Origin of the sequence: Niallia oryzisoli, from assembly GCF_036670025.1 — a bacterium.
Lineage (GTDB): Bacteria > Bacillota > Bacilli > Bacillales > Cytobacillaceae > Bacillus_BD > Bacillus_BD oryzisoli.
In genome coordinates, this window is record NZ_CP137640.1 from 5245482 (window position 1) to 5261029 (window position 15548).

Consider the following 15548-nt stretch of genomic DNA (forward strand, 5'->3'; position numbering starts at 1 on the left):
TTTAAAGTTCCAGATAGTTAGCAGGTAGTCGAAAATTAATGCTATTCTCTGAAAATACTACCAGGAACATTTGTGAAACAGGATTTTTCAGGGAGTGCTTGCGTACCTTTCTCGGGGGCACGAACCGTCCCGGCGTTTACTTGTGAAACAAGATTTCTCGGGGAGTGACACTATTCCCAAGAGAAGGTGGGCCTGCGGTGGTAGGAGGTTTAGCTGCGATACTAGCCGTTTCTAGAGGAGCATTCGCTCCAATTGTATTAGCTTTTATCGCTTTTGCCCTTTGGTTGGGACCAACTACACTAAAGGATAAAGTTCAAAAAGCAAATTCTAAAAAAAGAGGCATCATTATTGACGTGAAAAATCGCACTGTGACTTCTCAATAAGAAAACAAAAAAGATATTCCTCTTATTTTGGGGAGTATCTTTTTTATTTTATAGGCAAAAAGAATTAGATGGTAAATAAAAACAACGCATTTTTAGTAATTTTATAGTGAGATAGTAATAGAAAAAATATTTTTGTAATAGGGAGGAAATAATCATGGCAGGTCAATTAGTATCGTGTAAAGCATGTGGAAAAGAAATCGCAAAAGGCGTTAAGAAATGTCCACATTGTGGAAAGGATCAACGAAATTGGTTTATGCGTCATAAAATCTTATCATTTATTGGATTTTTTATATTGATTGGCATTATTAGCAGTATTGGCGGAGGCGGAGAGGATACCGCAACAGACACGAATGATAAAAATACAACAGAACAAGCGAAAAAGAAAGAAGCGCCAGCTGAAAAAGTTTACGCTTTAAATGAAGTTGTACCAACTGATAAAGCGGAAGTAACTGTTACGAAAGTAGAAGAACGAAGTGTCATTGGTGATCCGGATTTTCTTGGTAAAGAAGCATCACAGGGAGCTGTACTAGTTGCGGTTCAATATACGCTTAAAAATGTATCAGATGAGCCAATGGGAATGTTTAGTCAACCATCTATAAATCTGCTTGATGAAAAAGGAACAGAATATGATTCAGATGTGGACGCTAGTGGAGCTTATGCAGCTGAAACAGGAATTGATAATTCTAAAATTTTGTCTGATTTAAACCCTGGAATCACCGTAACAGGAACGGATGTATATGAAATTTCACAAGAATCCTTTGCTTCAGGTAAATGGTTTATTCAAATCAATGATCAAAAAGTTCAAATTAAATAAGGATAAATGAAAGGAGCGGAGGAATTCCGCTCCTTTTGTTTTTTTATAAAAACAAAGGAAGGATATACCATAGAAAATTTTATTTATGAAGGGGTGTTTTTTAAACCGATACGTGCTTTACGAAAAGAAGAGGTTGGTTAGTCATTTTTATCTTAAACCTAGAATAAAAGATATTGGCTTAACGCCTTTAAATTGGAATCATGCTCGTTTTTATGCTGTTGCAAAAATACATGGAGCTGGTGACATGGATATATATGAATATAACGAAACGAACGTGATTCCATCAGAAGAATGTTTATATGCTTTTATCGAAAATATCAAATAAACAAGTGGGGATTTACCCCACTTGTCCGGTTCTCAACCACTCTTTTAATGTTTCCAGTATACTTTTCTTCTCTTCTTGGTAATAAGGATTTTGTTTGTTAAGAAAGTTAAATAATCGCCAAACAAAATTTTTTGATGTTCATTCATTTCTCTTGGAATTGTTTTGTTGCTTAGATCATTAGTTAAATTCGCCTGCATTATATCTTTTCAATAAATTTTCTCGAACAAATTGTCTACTATCAGGAGATAAGGAAGACCTTTGATGATGAATTAAATCTCCAAATGGCATACCACTTACAAATTTTACTTCACCCTCAAACTCTTTCCCTAAAATAGCATCATATCCTGCCACTTTCACAAAAATAGTATTGTGTTGAGTTGTTTTGAAATCAATTACATTTAAAACGTGATTTTGTTTTTCATACATCCCTTATCCCTTCCTTATTTTGGTGTATAGTTACATCAAAAGCTGTTATGAATGAAATGTCAAGCAACTCAATGGCCCTAGTGCCAGGCACTCCCCGAATAATCTCGTTTCACAATTATGTTTTACAGTTTGTTATTCTCTTTCGTTGATTATGCCCTCTGACAATACTTCCTCCTCTTCTCAACCTCCGTCCCTTCATAATAATCAAGAATACTATTCAGATTGACAAACACTGGCGGAACAGAATCCGGATTTTTGTACAAATGATAGCTGCTCCATGGGTAATGTTCGGGCTGCTTGACCATTATTGCTTCGACTGGGTTCAGGTGAATATAGCGGCTGACTTCGAGCATTCCTTCTTTGTCCTCGATGATTTTGTCGTAGTACCGTTTCTCAAAGACATGGCCGGTTAAACAGAAACAGTATTTTGTATTATAGTAGTCGGAATAACGTTTATTGATTAAGCCCATCACTTTTGAAATTGGGACTTCCTTTGAACGTAATAGAAGATGGTAGTGGTTGGTCATGAAGCAATAGGAGGCTAATTCGAAGGGGATCTTTTCATGTATCAGCTGTAAAATGTAGAGGAATGCTTTAAAGTCCTCTGAAGTAAGAAAAAGTGGGTCCCTTCTATTTCCGCGGCAAACGATATGGTAATATCGATTGAATACCCAGGTTCTTTTCTTACGTGCCATTTACCATTCCCTCGCGATCACTTGTTGTTTTTGTTGGCTTATCCTTCTTAATGTCACGGCCTCCCAAATGGAAGTGTCCGTTATCATCTTTTCTCCGGCCAAATCTGAAATGGTTCGTGCTAACAATTTTTGGATGGTGCCTGGCCCCCTATGTTTTGTGATACGTTATTGTGAAACAAGAATTTTCGAGGGTCCCCTGTGACCATACCTTGTTATTTTAAACTATCTTAATTACTGATAAACTATTCATATGCTGTTATATTAATTTACTATCATAGAAAGAAGTTGAAAAAGTAATGAACAAAACTCTACAAGATATTGCGTATTCAATCCTAGACTTGGTCCCAATTACTGAAGGAAGTGATGCAAACGCTTCTTTTAAACATTCGGCAGATTTAGCTCAACATGCAGAGAATTGGGGCTATAAAAGATATTGGTTAGCTGAGCATCACAATAAGCCAGGAATTGCAAGCTCTGCGACTTCCATTTTAATTGGCCATATCGCTGCGAATACATCAAAAATCCGAGTGGGTTCAGGGGGAATTATGCTGCCTAATCATGCACCACTCGTAGTGGCCGAGCAATTTGGAACATTAGAAACGCTATTTCCTGGTCGAATCGACTTAGGTCTTGGCCGTGCTCCTGGAACGGATCAGCTTACGGCATATGCTCTACGTCGCAACGTTACAAGTGATGGACATGATTTTCCAGATCAAGTAGCAGAACTTAGAGCTTATTTTAGCCCTGAGAATATGAAAGTAAATGCCATCCCTGGCAGAGGTCTTCAAATACCAATTTGGCTTCTTGGCTCAAGTGGTTATAGCGCTCAATTGGCTGCACAACTGGGTCTTCCCTTTGCCTTTGCGAATCATTTTTCACCAGAAAATACATTGCCCGCTCTTGCCTTATATCGCAATAACTTTAAACCATCGTCAATCTTGCAAGAGCCGTATATCATGATTGGTACCAATATTATTGCTGCAGATACGGATGAAGAAGCAGAAAAACGATCAACTTCCTTGCTGCAACATCATCTTGGACTTATTCGTAATCAGCAAGTCCCTCTTCAACCTCCAGTTGATGATATGGATGCCCTATGTAGCAGTTATGAAAAATCGATTTTACAGCAAAAATTAGCAGGCTCAATCATAGGCAGCCGAGAGACAGTCAAAACAAAACTCGAAAAATTTGTGGAAGAAACACAAACAGATGAAATTATTATAAACAGCCAAATTTTTGAACATCAAACTCGCTTACAATCCTACGAAATCGTAGCGGATATCATTCGAAACGCTTAAATGAACAAAAAAATGGGAGTGTAAACTAAACTGTGTAAGTAGGAAAGCGTACCGTTCCTACTTCCCAGTTTAGTTTTTTTATTGAAAATATAAATATATGGATTGGGGAAGTTTATTATGGCAAAGAATTAGCTCCTAGAATTATAGAACAATCCCAACCAGAGTCTGTACAAGATATACAAAATGTACTTAAGGATATTTTTGCTCCTATTTAGCATTTACATCTATGATTGAACTACTCACCGCTTAACGACCTACGGTCTGTTTGAAGCGGGAGATTCCTAAGAACACCAACCTATCGGTTAGTTATTGATTAGGCTATCCCCGTCGCACCGACGGTTAGAAGTCTTATAGCTTCATTTATAAGATTTAAGCTTGCGTTAATATCTCGATCGTGTTGGTTATGGCATTTGGGACATTTCCATTCACGCAAACCAAGATTTTTAACGTCTTTGTTTTGATAGCCACAGCATGAACATAATTGACTGGAAGGAAAGTTCTTCGCAACAGTTACGATTTGTTTTCCATACCATTTGGCTTTGTACTCAATCATCGTTTTGAACTGTGACAAAGACACTTCACTAATGGCTTTAGCAAGATGATGATTTTTTAGCATATTACTTATAGACAAATCTTCCATACCGATAATGTCGTGGTTATTGACTATTTCGGTAGATATTTTGTGTAAGTAATCATTTCTTGTATCCTTAATTTTCTCATGGATACGGGCGACCTTCTTTTTGGCTTTATACCAATTTGCACCCCCAATCGTTCGTCTACTCATGATTCGTTGCGCTTTAGCTAACTTATCTTCTAATATACGAAAGAATTTAGGATTGGAGTATGTCGTTCCATCTGACAGAATGGCAAGATCCTTTAATCCTACATCTATTCCGATTGCTAATTCAGTTTTTGGCAACTCAGATACTTCAGTTTCTGTACCTAAAGAAACAAAGTATTTACCCGATGGATTACGTCGAATTGTGGCATTTAAAATGCGTCCTTTGATTTCACGGCTTTTTGCAAAACGAACTAATCCAAGTTTAGGTAACTTGATATAGTTGCCTTCAATGGATATATTTCCATTAGTATGCTTTGTCGTATAAGACTGAACAGGATTCTTTTTCGATTTAAATCGTGGATATTTATTTTGTTTTTTGTAGTAACGATCATATGAGTCAGCTAAATTTTCAACGGATTTTTGCAAAGCAATACTGTCCACTTCTTTTAAAAAGGAATATTGCTTTTTAAGTTCTGGAATTGCTTTTACTGTTTCGTATTTATTTAGACATTTGCCCTTCCAGTTATTTGTTGGGAGTTGACCATTTTGTACCATTTCTTCACAGATATACCAGTAGGTATCTTTGACTTTTTGTTTGCCTAAAAAGAAGTTAAACACAAATCGTGAGCACCCTGTTGTTTTGTTAATCAGTTCAATCTGTTTTTTATTTGGAAAGATACGGAACTTATATGCTTTATTTACTAGCATTGTATTTCACCCCCCTCAAATAGAATGTATGTTCCCATTATATCACAAGTGGTAGATTTTGGCTATCGCCAACCGACATTCATCTCCCACCTACTCACTGGGCTACGCCCTTCTCGTTCCTTGAGGTGGGAGTCTTCTGTCGGGAGATTGATAAAACGCCTTAATAAAAGGAAATAGTGCACCATCCAAAAATTCACTAATCCGTTTCTACATATTCACAATAATGATCGTTTGTTTTTTCAGTTGGCAGCATGAAGCTATTTGGGAGGTCCGTGAGATTTATGTAGGAGTATGGGGTTGTTAGTGTACTTTTATAGAATTGATAGCTGCTGAAATGATAATCTTCCATTTTGGTGACCATTGGCTTTTTTGTACTTATTGGATTTCGGTGGATATATTTACTGACTTGAAGCAGATCCTGAGGAGTAAGGATAGGGGAACTATTAAAGCGTTGTTGGAAAACATGTCCGACATGATTATATTTGCGATTATAGTAATCCGTATAACGTTTATTAAAAATACTCATGATCTTTGAAATAGAAATCATTTCTGATCTTAAAAGTAAATGATAATGATTGGTCATGATGCAGTAAGCACAAACAGAAATAGGATATTCACAGTGAATCATAGCTAATAGGCGAAATACTTCTATCATATCGATTTCATCATGAAAAATATTCTGCCTGTTGTTTCCTCTAGCAAAAATATGGTGATAGGCGTGAGAAATCCAAATCCTTCTTTTTCTACCCATCTCTTTCTCCCTTCATAAAATAGTTGGAACATAGTTTCCAATGGATGGCTTCTTTTAATGCTTGGTCTGTTATTTTTTCTTCCAATGCAAGATCACTTATTGTACGTGCGACTCGAATGATTTTGATCTGTGTGCGACTGCTCCATTTGTTATCCCAGCAGATTTGATGTAAATATTCCATTTGCTGGGTAGACATCGGACATTTATCTTGAATCTTTTGAAAAGAAACACGGTTATTCAATAGGCGATTTCCATATCGATTCATTTGTAGCTCCCTGGCTTTTGAAACACGGGTCTTTATCCTGTTTGAACTTTCCCCTCTCTCTTTTCCCCCGTTTATCGAAACATTCTTTAAAGTCAAGGCAAAGTCCATTCAATCTAAGATGGGCCCTGAAATTTTTTGTTTGTACGCTGCTTTTTGTTTTGGGGTACAAACGAAATATCGTCGTGATGACCCATCGTACCCGCAAGGACATGGATTCATTGCAGCAATCAAGGTGAATTCAGCTGGATAGGTTACGGTCTGCTTCGCACGGCTGATCGTAATCCGGCCATTTTCTAATGGCTGTCTCAGCATATCCAATGTCTTTTTCGAGAACTCTGCCATTTCATCCAAAAAGAGAATGCCATGGTGGGCCAATGATATTTCACCTGGTTTCGGATACGTTCCCCCACCTAACAGCGAAACCCCTGAAGCAGAATGATGGGGATGCCGCATAGGGCGGTTGTGGAAAGAGAGTACATCCTCTCTGCCTAATTGGTAAATTCCGTATAATTCTAGTGCCTCTTGGGACCCGAGATTCGGAAATAGATGGATAGGCCTCTGCCAGCATACTTTTCCCACATCCTTGAAGACCGCTTAATAAAACATGATGTCCCCCTACCGCAGCAATTTCAGAGCTCTTTTTGCTTCCGCATGTCCAATAATATCTTGAAAATCTATCTGGGATAGCTCTTCCTTTTTCAGTTGTTGGTCTTCTCTTAATTCAATCACTGGTGTGAGTGGGATTTCCAAGGTCATTTGCCCTTGCAGATGAGAGATTAGTGCAGATATTGAGGAGGTAGGGATAAGTTCTGTTTCTAATGTGGTTGGAAAAAGGTTTGTGTCAATAGGAGGGATATAAATCTGTTTAAATCTGAGTTTCATGGCATTCGTAATAACAGGGATCATTCCTTCAAAGGGTTGTAATTCTCCATTTAGTGAAATCGCCCCTATGATGCATTGATCTTCTTGAATTTCTACCGATAGTTCCCCGATAGATTTTAAAATCGCAATCACCATAGCTGCGTCATAACCGGGACCTGTCTTTTTGAACTCTGGGGGAGACAAATTCACAGTGATCTTCTTATCATGTATATCAGCATTCCTCTCAAACAATGCACTCCAAACCCGCTCTATCAATTCTTTAACAGAAGCGTCCGGCAATCCAACGATGACAAATAATTCCTTATCTGTCCTCGCATTCACCTCTTTACACGGTAGCCATCCATTCCATTCAAACCGACCGTCATTACCGTTGCTGACAACACCACAGCCCCTTTCTATTTAGTTAATTGTAAACCTTTTCAATAATATTAGTATATAACACACTGGGCTATTATAATAGATATTTATACCTATTTTCAGCCTACTATTTTTCTATTACATTAAGTGAATTGAATAGAATTGTAAGAAGTGAATAAAAGGAAAAAAGGCCCTGTAGAGTTTATTAACACCGCAGAGCATCCTTTTAGATTTTCTAGCGATAATTCCCAAATTTCTGGATGGAGCCTGGCACCCAATGTTCATAAACGTATTCAAGGCCTCTTAGATTATAAGACTCCAGCTATTTATTGGAAAGCGAGTTAAAACAGGGCAAATGCCACTTTTTCTCCTTCTCATCCTAGTAGCCAATTCTCAGAAGCCAGGAAGGTTGTCAATTGCCCTCCTTGACAGCCTTCCTGGTTCTGAAATACTCGAGGATGATGAGAAGGAGAAAGAACTCAGGCCTTGTCAGCACTGAGTTCTTTAAGTGAATCCTGAATTATATTGTCTACTTTATAGATCGCAACGCACAGGCACCATTCCCTAATTTGCATTCTCTCTAATGAAACATTTCGTGGAACATCTTGTGAAACAAGATTTCGGGGTGTCACAGTGACCGGGACTTATTGAAAAAGTTTGTGCAGACACTTAGGCTATACCGTAATAATACGTGGAGTTTTATCTTTTTTATCCTCTTCGTAACAAATTCTTGAAAATAAAGTTGCCGTTTGAAGTATGGGCTCTACAAAGTCATCTAGTAGATTATATATAAATTGTGGGTCACTATCTACTCTGAATAAATTTCTAATTTCTCCCCTAATCATAGTATCTCTAGCAAACCAAAGCCTATGTTCATAGTCTTCTTTATTTTCCATATAGATTGACCTAGCACAAACATTATATCTAGCAAGTAAAAATATAGACATGCTTACTAATTCCATCGATAATTCAACTGCCTCCAACCTTAGGTAAACTCTTTTTGTTAAATCAAAAGCTATACTATCAGCTAATACCTCTTCAAGTATTTTATTATCTTCTAAATTAACCAATGTGTTACTATTTGGTATAGTCATATTATCTAGCATTTCCTTATATTCCTGAATGTTATCTATTAGATAATGTGCGATTTCATGTGCTATAATAAAAGTTAACTGTATTTCGTCAAAAATTTGTAGGAGTTTGGCAAAATGCAGATTCGGATGCCTTAGCGCCTTTGGTTTTTGATAAATAAAACTATTTTCCTCAGACTTGATAAAACCTATAAAATGTAAAAAAATACTACTAGCCATATGTATTTTTTCTTTATTAGTTAGTTCCTCCCCATAAAGAAAAAGTTTATTCATGCGATAGTTAAAAGCCTTTGTATTTGTATCAACTAGTATAATAACTTTATCTTCTACTTTATATCCCTTTGTGTTGTCCTTCCAATTAAGAACTGGTCGAATTCTAAAACTCTGTCTATGTGGACCAATAACAGCTGGTCCATAAAGAAATATTCTATCTAATATAGATTCATACATCTTTATTTTTATTTCCTGGATTTTATTATACGGTACACTAATCCCTTTGGTACCGTCTTCTGTCTCACCTAGAAATCCCTTTTCTTTAAAACTTTCTCCAAAGATTCTCTCGTACTCTTCAAGTCTCTCACTATCATATGTATATGTTTCTAAGTTATGAGAGTGAAGTTTTATAAACGGTTCAAAACGACTTTCAAGTCTCATTTCTTTCTACTCTCCAAAATCCTAATAACATCCTCTGCATTATAATTATCAATAATTATATTGCCATCAATATCTATCTCGACCCTTCGATTTTGATTTTGATTACGGTTCATCCAGTTAATGATTATATTCCCCGTAACTTCGATAAGACTAGGTGCAATTACTGGTAATAACAGGGTTAATTCTTCTAATCCATTAAAACCCTTACCTTGGAACAGCATAACATCTTCTCCCGCAACTTTTCTAAGTTCTTCTTTGAGTTGTACCGCTGCATTCTCGTCAACATTTTTTAAATTTAAAGTATACATATGTAATTAATAATCCCCTTTTTAAAATTTTTATAGGGTACATTAAGTTTAGTCGCTGGTGCAGTGGATCGCTCCCTACTTCCAGACTGACTCCCTATAACGGATAACCGTTGTTTTAATGTTTCCAAAATAATCCCGTATTCCCTAGAATCCTTATATACTTACATAAAAAATTGATGAATATACAAAAATTACTGCAAATACTCATCAATCCCTACATCAACTTCCTTCACTTTTGATAGGAAAAGTAATATATTGAAAATTTTCTTTTTTAACATTAATGATTACTTAATTACCATTTTACTATATTTATTTATGCCATAAAACAGCAGTATTCAAAAAAGTCATATTATATCCAATAAGCTCAGCTTATAAATAAGGGATAGGCTCCCTTAAATAAAAAAGCTAAGCAAAAGCAATAATAAGTCCTGTACTTAACCGTATCCCCAAACCAATTATAGCTCCGTCACTGTGACCACCCGAACAACACTAAAGTCCCATATGACATCTATCCTAACAAAGGGGGATATTCAAATATCTCAGGTTCAGGAACCCAAATCGCCTTCACCTATCTTTCTCAAACCACTTCCTCAAAGGTGTAATCTTCCCATCACAGTACAAAAAATAACCGCCAATTAACTTTCGATACTCTCGCTCAAACAATGGTTTATTCTCATACCAACTGTCCCTTGTGATTGAGTCTGTTCTCCTCATATGATAATTACTTGTTACCACAAGAGCTGTTTCAAATCTATGTTCTAACACGATGTCTTTTGAATATAAGGCATTTTCATATGTACTGGTGGCTTTTGCTTTCTGTTAAAAGGTCTTCACGTGGAATGCCTAAGGATTCAGCATCTTCAATCGTACTGCCCGGTGCATTCGCATTGGTTAGAAGCACCTTTCCAGCATATCCAGCATGATACAATTCCGCTGCCTTTTCCATTCTTCCACCACTTACATCACCGCTAAGCAGAATAATCCTGCATTGACCGAATTTTGATGAATCTATCTGACTACCGTTAGTAAATAGCTTATTGTTTCAACATTTTCACTTTTGAACCGATCCTGAAAAAGATGGCCTGTTGTGATGTACCTCCAGTTGTAATACTTGGCATAGCTTATTCCAATTCGTTTCATGGTAATGGAAATATCCTCATTTCCCTCTTTTATCAGCAGATGAACATGATTTTCCATCAAGCACCAAGCATAGATAACCAGTTGATATCTTATTTTGTACTTTTTGAGAATATCAAGAAATTGGATCCAATCCTGATAATCATGAAAGATTTCTTGTCTATTCGCACCTCTCCAAATAATTTGGTAAACGCTTGTTTTACTTTTTGTTCTCGCTTTACGCGGCACCTTAATCACCATCTTTCAGGCAGCTAGCTAAGTTTTCTGCTATTAATTTCGCTTTGAGATGCTCTTCCCGTCTTAAATTGATTGCTTGCCAAATCGATTCATCTGTAATTTCACGACTTCCCTCTAGATCAGATAGGTTTGTTTCTTGCTAAGCGAATGATTTTTATTTGTACACGGTTGCTCCATTGTCGTTTGGTAGACATTTGTCTAATCATTTTCAATTGATGTTCCTGCAATGGACTTGTTGCCGTTAATTTTTCAAAAGGAATCTTTGCAAATTTTGCTGCCATCAGTGCAGGCAGCATCCCTTCCACCTTTTCTACTGTTCCGTATTTTGGCAGTTATTAATATTACCTCCTGCTAATCTTATACAATTATGATCATAATAAAAGTGGAAAAAATAGATGATAAAAATGGAAAAACACGTTTTGGTTTAATATAGAGGAGAAATGAGAGATACAATCGTTTATATGGTATTTACAAATCTATATTAATATTCAACATCTAATTCTAAATACCTGAAAGGTTTTATTAATTATTTGATAGATTGTTTGAACATCAGAAATTGGTGGAAAGAGGTCGGTTCTTTTTAAGAACAGCGGGGACGATTTTTATTTTTTATAGAAGCCCTACATGATTATTCTTCATAGAGCTTCTCCTGTCAATGAAACGTGAGAACCGTCCCCATCAAGTATTTACTTTTTCTTTCGTTTATCTGAGCAGGATTTGACGCTAATCCTTACTTTTTATATAAACAAAAGACTCTCTTAAAAAGGAAACTTTTAAACCTTTGTCGAATATTAATTAAATGGAGGTTTTTGAATGAAATTAGACAAAGAAAGCAAATGGAAGATTATTGTTTGGATTTTAATTGCACCAATTGTTGTTAACATTCTTATGTTTTTACCTTCATTTGGTACTTCATTTGGTGAACCTTTAGATTGGCTTGGTTTTTTTGGAAATTACTCAGGAGGAATTATTGGGGGTATAGTTGCATATATAATTGCATCAGGGCAAATCAAAGTTCAGAATAAAGAGAATGAAAAAAATAATATTGAAAGTAGTAGATCTTATATTATTTTGGAAGAATTTATTGGACCAGTTAACTTAAACGGAGTTGTTACCCATTATAACAGTAAGATATTATCAAATAAGTATTATGATGAAATCCAAAAAGACCCGAATAGTAAAGGTATGAATATTCCCTTTTATAAAATTCATCATAGTGGACTACCTGAGATTATTTTAGACTGTGAAATAACAGCCTATCTTTTTGGTGAGAAAGATGATATAGAGAACACTTTATCCCCATACATAATCAAATCTCATATCAGTGTTTTAGAAAAAAACACAGAACTATTTATACCGATTGCAAAAGTGGGCTCTAACTATGTTTACCCAAAAAAAGTAACAGTTATATATAGTACAATCCACAAAGAAAGAATACAATATACATACGATGTTGATAACCAACTACAGACACACAATTTAATGAATAAACTAGGTCAAAAGGAAAAAGAGCTTTATAAAGTGGATATTCAAGGAGAAAATTGGATATATCCAGCTAAGATAAAACAGTAACAAAGACCACAAAGACCTTATTAATCTTCTTAAAATAAATGAAAAGGAGAGCAATTTAAATGCTCCCCTTTTCATTTATGCCAATCAAAATTGAACTGGCAAATTTAGTTTTGCTGATTCGTAGAAAGATAACACAAGTTTTAAAGCGCTTCTACCATCTTCCCCAGTTACTTGAGGCTCCCGATTTTCATTAATAGCATTAACCATGTCCTTAATAATCCATTGATGACCCGGAGTTCCCCATGGATCAGCTTTAATACTTATTTTTAAATCATTAATTTGATTTTCTGCCATTCCTTCAATAACTAAATGTTCGAAGAATAATGCATTAGTTCCGCCAATCTTTACTGTTCCCTTTTCACCGAATAATGTTATTGATTCTTCGAAGTTTTTAGGATAGACCGTAGTAGAGGCTTCTACCGTTCCTAATGCACCTGACTCAAATTGAATTACGCCAACAGAGACGTCTTCAGCTTCAATTTTACGTAATCTAGTTGCTTCCATGCTAAATACTTGCTTAGGTTTTCCCATAAACCATAGTAATAAATCAAGATTATGGATTGCTTGATTCATTAGAACGCCACCATCATGTTGTTTAGTCCCACGCCATGGAGCTTGATCATAATATTCCTGATTACGATTCCAGTTAACGATACAACTTGCATGACTTATTTTTCCAAGTAGATTCTCTTCTAGAATTTTTCTTAATTCTTGAACAACAGGTCTATAACGATTAGGGTGTACAACAGATAATTTTACATTGTTGATTTTACAAGTCTCTATAATCTTATCTGTATCTTCTAATGTCATGGCAATAGGTTTTTCAACAATAATATGTTTTTTAGCATTAGCTACTTGTACAGCAATAGATGCATGGAATCCGCTTGGTGTACAAATGCAAACTACATCAATATTTTCCTTTTCTAACATATCGTCTACTTCGGTATACGGAGTAGCTCCATATTCATTTGCATAAGGTTCCATTGCTGCTGGAACCTTATCACAAACTGCCACAAGTTTGGCATTTTCTATTTCACTAATAGCTTTTGCATGCTTATTGGCAATAAAACCGCACCCTACAATTGCAAAATTCATAATCAATTCTCTTCTTTCTAGTAAAATTTAAGCACTTATTATTTTAAGAAATCCTGAATTACATTACATACTGCCTCAATATTCTCCTCTTTTATGTAAGGATGCATTGGCAATGATAGGACCGTATTGCATAATTTATTAGTTACTTCATATTCATTATCATCAAACACTAAATTCGAAAATGCTTCTTGTTTATGCATTGGTTTAATGTAATAAATCATACTTGGAATTCCGTTTTCTTTAAGTTTTGCCTGTAAACCATCCCGTTGTTCTTTAGATTGAAGTTTTATTGTATATTGAGCAAAGCTTGAGTAATATCCATCTGGGATAATTGGAGTTTCTACAATGCCATTTAACTTTTGATTATAACGTTGATATGCCTTATTAACATCTTTCAATTCATGCTCGATAAAAGCTCTTAATTTAATTTGTAATATAGCAGCCTGCATCGTATCTAATCTTGAGTTAACGCCAATTCTAACGTTATCATATTTATTATTTCCTTTTCCATGAACCTTTATAGACTTTAATAATTGAGCCAATTCATCATCATTTGTAAAAATAGCGCCGCCATCACCATAACAGCCTAATGGTTTTGCAGGGAAAAAGGAAGTTGTAGCAGCATTTCCAAAACTACATGCCATCTTTCCATCAATATTACCACCAAAACCTTGTGCTCCATCTTCTAACACTAAAAGGTTATACTGTTTAGCAATTCTTTCAACTTTCTTATAATTAGCCGGAAGTCCAAATAAATCAACAGGAATTACAATCCTTGGAGTTAATTTACCTTCAGCAAGTGTTTTTTGTATAGCTTTTTCTAATTTCTCTGTATCAATATTAAAAGTAGTTTCGTCCACATCTACGAATACTGGAGTAGCCCCATTAAATGACACAACTTCACCAGTTGAAAAGAATGTAAAGTCTGGTACAAAAACTGCATCCCCTTCTTTAACTCCCCAAGCCATTAATACTAGGGAAAGTGCATCTGTTCCATTTGCGCAAGTAATGCAATGTTTTACTCCAACATATTCTGCTAATTGTTGTTCTAGTTCATTTACATGCTTCCCACCAATAAAACTTGCACTTTGCATAACTTCTTGTACTGCTAAATCAATCTCGTTCTTATACTTTTGATATTGAGTTTTTAAATCCCTAAATTCCACTATAATCTCTCCATGTCTATATTAATTATTGTTTAATTAGTACACTATCTACGACTTTGTATTCTCGATCACAATCATTACATTTATGCGTCTCTTTGAGAGGCATTCCACATTCACACACCCAGCCTATTTGTTTTGCTGGCACACCTGCCATTAAAGCATAATCCGGTACATCTTTTGTTACTACAGCTCCCGAAGCTATCATTGCCCATTTTCCGATAGTATTCCCACATACGATAGTTGCATTAGCACCTATTGAGGCTCCATACTTTACTAGTGTCTTTTTGTAACCTTCACTACCTTTAGGATATTTACTTCTTGGAGTTAAGTCATTTGTAAATACCATTGAAGGACCACAAAATACATAATCCTCTAATTTAACACCTTCATAGACTGCTACGTTATTTTGAATTTTTACTCCATTTCCAATCTTAACATTATTCGAGATGTTAACATTCTGGCCAAGCGAACAATTTTTGCCAATCTGGGCTCCTTTTTGTACATGGCTAAAATGCCATATTTTTGTTCCTTCACCGATTGTTACATTCTCATCTATATAGCTACTTTCATGAACATAGTAATTCATATCAAAGACAACCTCCA

The 15548-nt window shown here is 35.7% G+C and carries 20 protein-coding genes and 1 pseudogene; 5 read left to right on the forward strand and 16 right to left on the reverse strand.

Annotation, left to right across the window (positions count from 1 at the left end; translation table 11 throughout):
* The first annotated feature begins 197 nt into the window (after positions 1 to 197).
* The 3 genes from R4Z09_RS26135 to R4Z09_RS26145 all read left to right on the forward strand — a co-directional run bounded on the left by R4Z09_RS26135 (position 198) and on the right by R4Z09_RS26145 (position 1522).
* Complete coding sequence (locus R4Z09_RS26135; protein WP_338449613.1) at positions 198 to 383, forward strand: hypothetical protein; 186 nt, start codon at positions 198 to 200, stop codon at positions 381 to 383.
* A gap of 154 nt (positions 384 to 537) precedes the next feature.
* Positions 538 to 1197, forward strand: coding sequence for a DUF4352 domain-containing protein (locus tag R4Z09_RS26140; protein WP_338449614.1), 660 nt, complete (start codon positions 538 to 540; stop codon positions 1195 to 1197).
* Between the two features lie 133 nt (positions 1198 to 1330).
* Positions 1331 to 1522: a hypothetical protein gene (locus R4Z09_RS26145; protein ID WP_338449615.1), complete on the forward strand. Its 192-nt coding sequence runs from the start codon at positions 1331 to 1333 to the stop codon at positions 1520 to 1522.
* 177 nt (positions 1523 to 1699) lie between these two features.
* On the opposite strand, the gene R4Z09_RS26150 is transcribed toward R4Z09_RS26145, so the two are convergent.
* Positions 1700 to 1948, reverse strand: coding sequence for a hypothetical protein (locus tag R4Z09_RS26150; RefSeq protein ID WP_338449616.1), 249 nt, complete (start codon positions 1946 to 1948; stop codon positions 1700 to 1702).
* A gap of 149 nt (positions 1949 to 2097) precedes the next feature.
* Entirely contained in the window at positions 2098 to 2643 is a 546-nt protein-coding gene (locus R4Z09_RS26155) for a transposase (protein WP_338449617.1), read from the reverse strand.
* A gap of 296 nt (positions 2644 to 2939) precedes the next feature.
* Between R4Z09_RS26155 and R4Z09_RS26160 the strand changes: the two genes are divergently transcribed.
* The gene (locus tag R4Z09_RS26160) at positions 2940 to 3941 is read left to right on the forward strand and encodes an LLM class flavin-dependent oxidoreductase (protein ID WP_338449618.1); all 1002 of its coding nucleotides are present in this window, start codon (positions 2940 to 2942) and stop codon (positions 3939 to 3941) included.
* A gap of 313 nt (positions 3942 to 4254) precedes the next feature.
* On the opposite strand, the gene tnpB is transcribed toward R4Z09_RS26160, so the two are convergent.
* The 11 genes and pseudogenes from tnpB to R4Z09_RS26210 all read right to left on the reverse strand — a co-directional run bounded on the left by tnpB (position 4255) and on the right by R4Z09_RS26210 (position 11408).
* On the reverse strand, positions 4255 to 5430 hold the full coding sequence (gene tnpB / locus R4Z09_RS26165; RefSeq protein ID WP_338449619.1) for an IS200/IS605 family element RNA-guided endonuclease TnpB: 1176 nt from the start codon (positions 5428 to 5430) through the stop codon (positions 4255 to 4257).
* Positions 5431 to 5626: 196 nt separating this feature from the next.
* Positions 5627 to 6181, reverse strand: coding sequence for a transposase (locus R4Z09_RS26170; RefSeq protein ID WP_338449620.1), 555 nt, complete (start codon positions 6179 to 6181; stop codon positions 5627 to 5629).
* Positions 6174 to 6446: a hypothetical protein gene (locus R4Z09_RS26175; protein ID WP_338449621.1), complete on the reverse strand. Its 273-nt coding sequence runs from the start codon at positions 6444 to 6446 to the stop codon at positions 6174 to 6176. Before R4Z09_RS26175 ends, R4Z09_RS26170 begins: the two co-directional genes overlap by 8 nt.
* Positions 6447 to 6554: 108 nt before the next feature.
* Positions 6555 to 7167, reverse strand: a pseudogene (locus R4Z09_RS26180) (ATP-binding protein).
* Complete coding sequence (locus R4Z09_RS26185; RefSeq protein WP_338449623.1) at positions 7062 to 7649, reverse strand: magnesium chelatase domain-containing protein; 588 nt, start codon at positions 7647 to 7649, stop codon at positions 7062 to 7064. Before R4Z09_RS26185 ends, R4Z09_RS26180 begins: the two are co-directional and overlap by 106 nt.
* A gap of 710 nt (positions 7650 to 8359) precedes the next feature.
* On the reverse strand, positions 8360 to 9430 hold the full coding sequence (locus tag R4Z09_RS26190) for a hypothetical protein (RefSeq protein ID WP_338449624.1): 1071 nt from the start codon (positions 9428 to 9430) through the stop codon (positions 8360 to 8362).
* On the reverse strand, positions 9427 to 9738 hold the full coding sequence (locus tag R4Z09_RS26195; protein ID WP_338449625.1) for a hypothetical protein: 312 nt from the start codon (positions 9736 to 9738) through the stop codon (positions 9427 to 9429). Before R4Z09_RS26195 ends, R4Z09_RS26190 begins: the two co-directional genes overlap by 4 nt.
* Before the next feature lie 564 nt (positions 9739 to 10302).
* Positions 10303 to 10503: a hypothetical protein gene (locus R4Z09_RS31200; RefSeq protein ID WP_422392220.1), complete on the reverse strand. Its 201-nt coding sequence runs from the start codon at positions 10501 to 10503 to the stop codon at positions 10303 to 10305.
* Between the two features lie 25 nt (positions 10504 to 10528).
* A complete protein-coding gene (locus R4Z09_RS26200; protein ID WP_338449626.1) occupies positions 10529 to 10684 on the reverse strand; it encodes a hypothetical protein in 156 nt (51 codons plus the stop codon).
* A gap of 62 nt (positions 10685 to 10746) precedes the next feature.
* Entirely contained in the window at positions 10747 to 11115 is a 369-nt protein-coding gene (locus R4Z09_RS26205) for a transposase (RefSeq protein WP_338449627.1), read from the reverse strand.
* A gap of 116 nt (positions 11116 to 11231) precedes the next feature.
* Positions 11232 to 11408, reverse strand: a complete 177-nt coding sequence (locus R4Z09_RS26210) for a hypothetical protein (RefSeq protein ID WP_338449628.1) — start codon at positions 11406 to 11408, stop codon at positions 11232 to 11234.
* Positions 11409 to 11925: 517 nt separating this feature from the next.
* Between R4Z09_RS26210 and R4Z09_RS26215 the strand changes: the two genes are divergently transcribed.
* Entirely contained in the window at positions 11926 to 12684 is a 759-nt protein-coding gene (locus tag R4Z09_RS26215; protein ID WP_338449629.1) for a hypothetical protein, read from the forward strand.
* Positions 12685 to 12768: 84 nt separating this feature from the next.
* Here R4Z09_RS26215 and R4Z09_RS26220 read toward each other — a convergent pair whose 3' ends face one another.
* The 3 genes from R4Z09_RS26220 to R4Z09_RS26230 are packed head-to-tail and all read right to left on the reverse strand — an operon-like array spanning position 12769 to position 15531.
* On the reverse strand, positions 12769 to 13779 hold the full coding sequence (locus R4Z09_RS26220; protein WP_338449630.1) for a Gfo/Idh/MocA family oxidoreductase: 1011 nt from the start codon (positions 13777 to 13779) through the stop codon (positions 12769 to 12771).
* Between the two features lie 38 nt (positions 13780 to 13817).
* Positions 13818 to 14945: a DegT/DnrJ/EryC1/StrS family aminotransferase gene (locus R4Z09_RS26225; RefSeq protein WP_338449631.1), complete on the reverse strand. Its 1128-nt coding sequence runs from the start codon at positions 14943 to 14945 to the stop codon at positions 13818 to 13820.
* Between the two features lie 25 nt (positions 14946 to 14970).
* Positions 14971 to 15531, reverse strand: a complete 561-nt coding sequence (locus tag R4Z09_RS26230) for an acyltransferase (protein ID WP_338449632.1) — start codon at positions 15529 to 15531, stop codon at positions 14971 to 14973.
* Between the last annotated feature and the right edge of the window lie 17 nt (positions 15532 to 15548).

What these genes read in the sequence shown, in the direction of transcription:
- R4Z09_RS26200 (WP_338449626.1), bottom strand. Translation starts at nt 10,684, where the DNA reads ATGGAAAAGGCAGCGGAATTGTATCATGCTGGATATGCTGGAAAGGTG.
- tnpB (WP_338449619.1), bottom strand. Translation starts at nt 5,430, where the DNA reads ATGCTAGTAAATAAAGCATATAAGTTCCGTATCTTTCCAAATAAAAAA.
- R4Z09_RS26205 (WP_338449627.1), bottom strand. Translation starts at nt 11,115, where the DNA reads ATGGTGATTAAGGTGCCGCGTAAAGCGAGAACAAAAAGTAAAACAAGC.
- R4Z09_RS26150 (WP_338449616.1), bottom strand. Translation starts at nt 1,948, where the DNA reads ATGTATGAAAAACAAAATCACGTTTTAAATGTAATTGATTTCAAAACA.
- R4Z09_RS26195 (WP_338449625.1), bottom strand. Translation starts at nt 9,738, where the DNA reads ATGTATACTTTAAATTTAAAAAATGTTGACGAGAATGCAGCGGTACAA.
- R4Z09_RS26140 (WP_338449614.1), top strand. Translation starts at nt 538, where the DNA reads ATGGCAGGTCAATTAGTATCGTGTAAAGCATGTGGAAAAGAAATCGCA.
- R4Z09_RS26190 (WP_338449624.1), bottom strand. Translation starts at nt 9,430, where the DNA reads ATGAGACTTGAAAGTCGTTTTGAACCGTTTATAAAACTTCACTCTCAT.
- R4Z09_RS26170 (WP_338449620.1), bottom strand. Translation starts at nt 6,181, where the DNA reads ATGGGTAGAAAAAGAAGGATTTGGATTTCTCACGCCTATCACCATATT.
- R4Z09_RS26155 (WP_338449617.1), bottom strand. Translation starts at nt 2,643, where the DNA reads ATGGCACGTAAGAAAAGAACCTGGGTATTCAATCGATATTACCATATC.
- R4Z09_RS26160 (WP_338449618.1), top strand. Translation starts at nt 2,940, where the DNA reads ATGAACAAAACTCTACAAGATATTGCGTATTCAATCCTAGACTTGGTC.
- R4Z09_RS26220 (WP_338449630.1), bottom strand. Translation starts at nt 13,779, where the DNA reads ATGAATTTTGCAATTGTAGGGTGCGGTTTTATTGCCAATAAGCATGCA.
- R4Z09_RS26210 (WP_338449628.1), bottom strand. Translation starts at nt 11,408, where the DNA reads ATGCTGCCTGCACTGATGGCAGCAAAATTTGCAAAGATTCCTTTTGAA.
- R4Z09_RS26175 (WP_338449621.1), bottom strand. Translation starts at nt 6,446, where the DNA reads ATGAATCGATATGGAAATCGCCTATTGAATAACCGTGTTTCTTTTCAA.
- R4Z09_RS26230 (WP_338449632.1), bottom strand. Translation starts at nt 15,531, where the DNA reads ATGAATTACTATGTTCATGAAAGTAGCTATATAGATGAGAATGTAACA.
- R4Z09_RS26215 (WP_338449629.1), top strand. Translation starts at nt 11,926, where the DNA reads ATGAAATTAGACAAAGAAAGCAAATGGAAGATTATTGTTTGGATTTTA.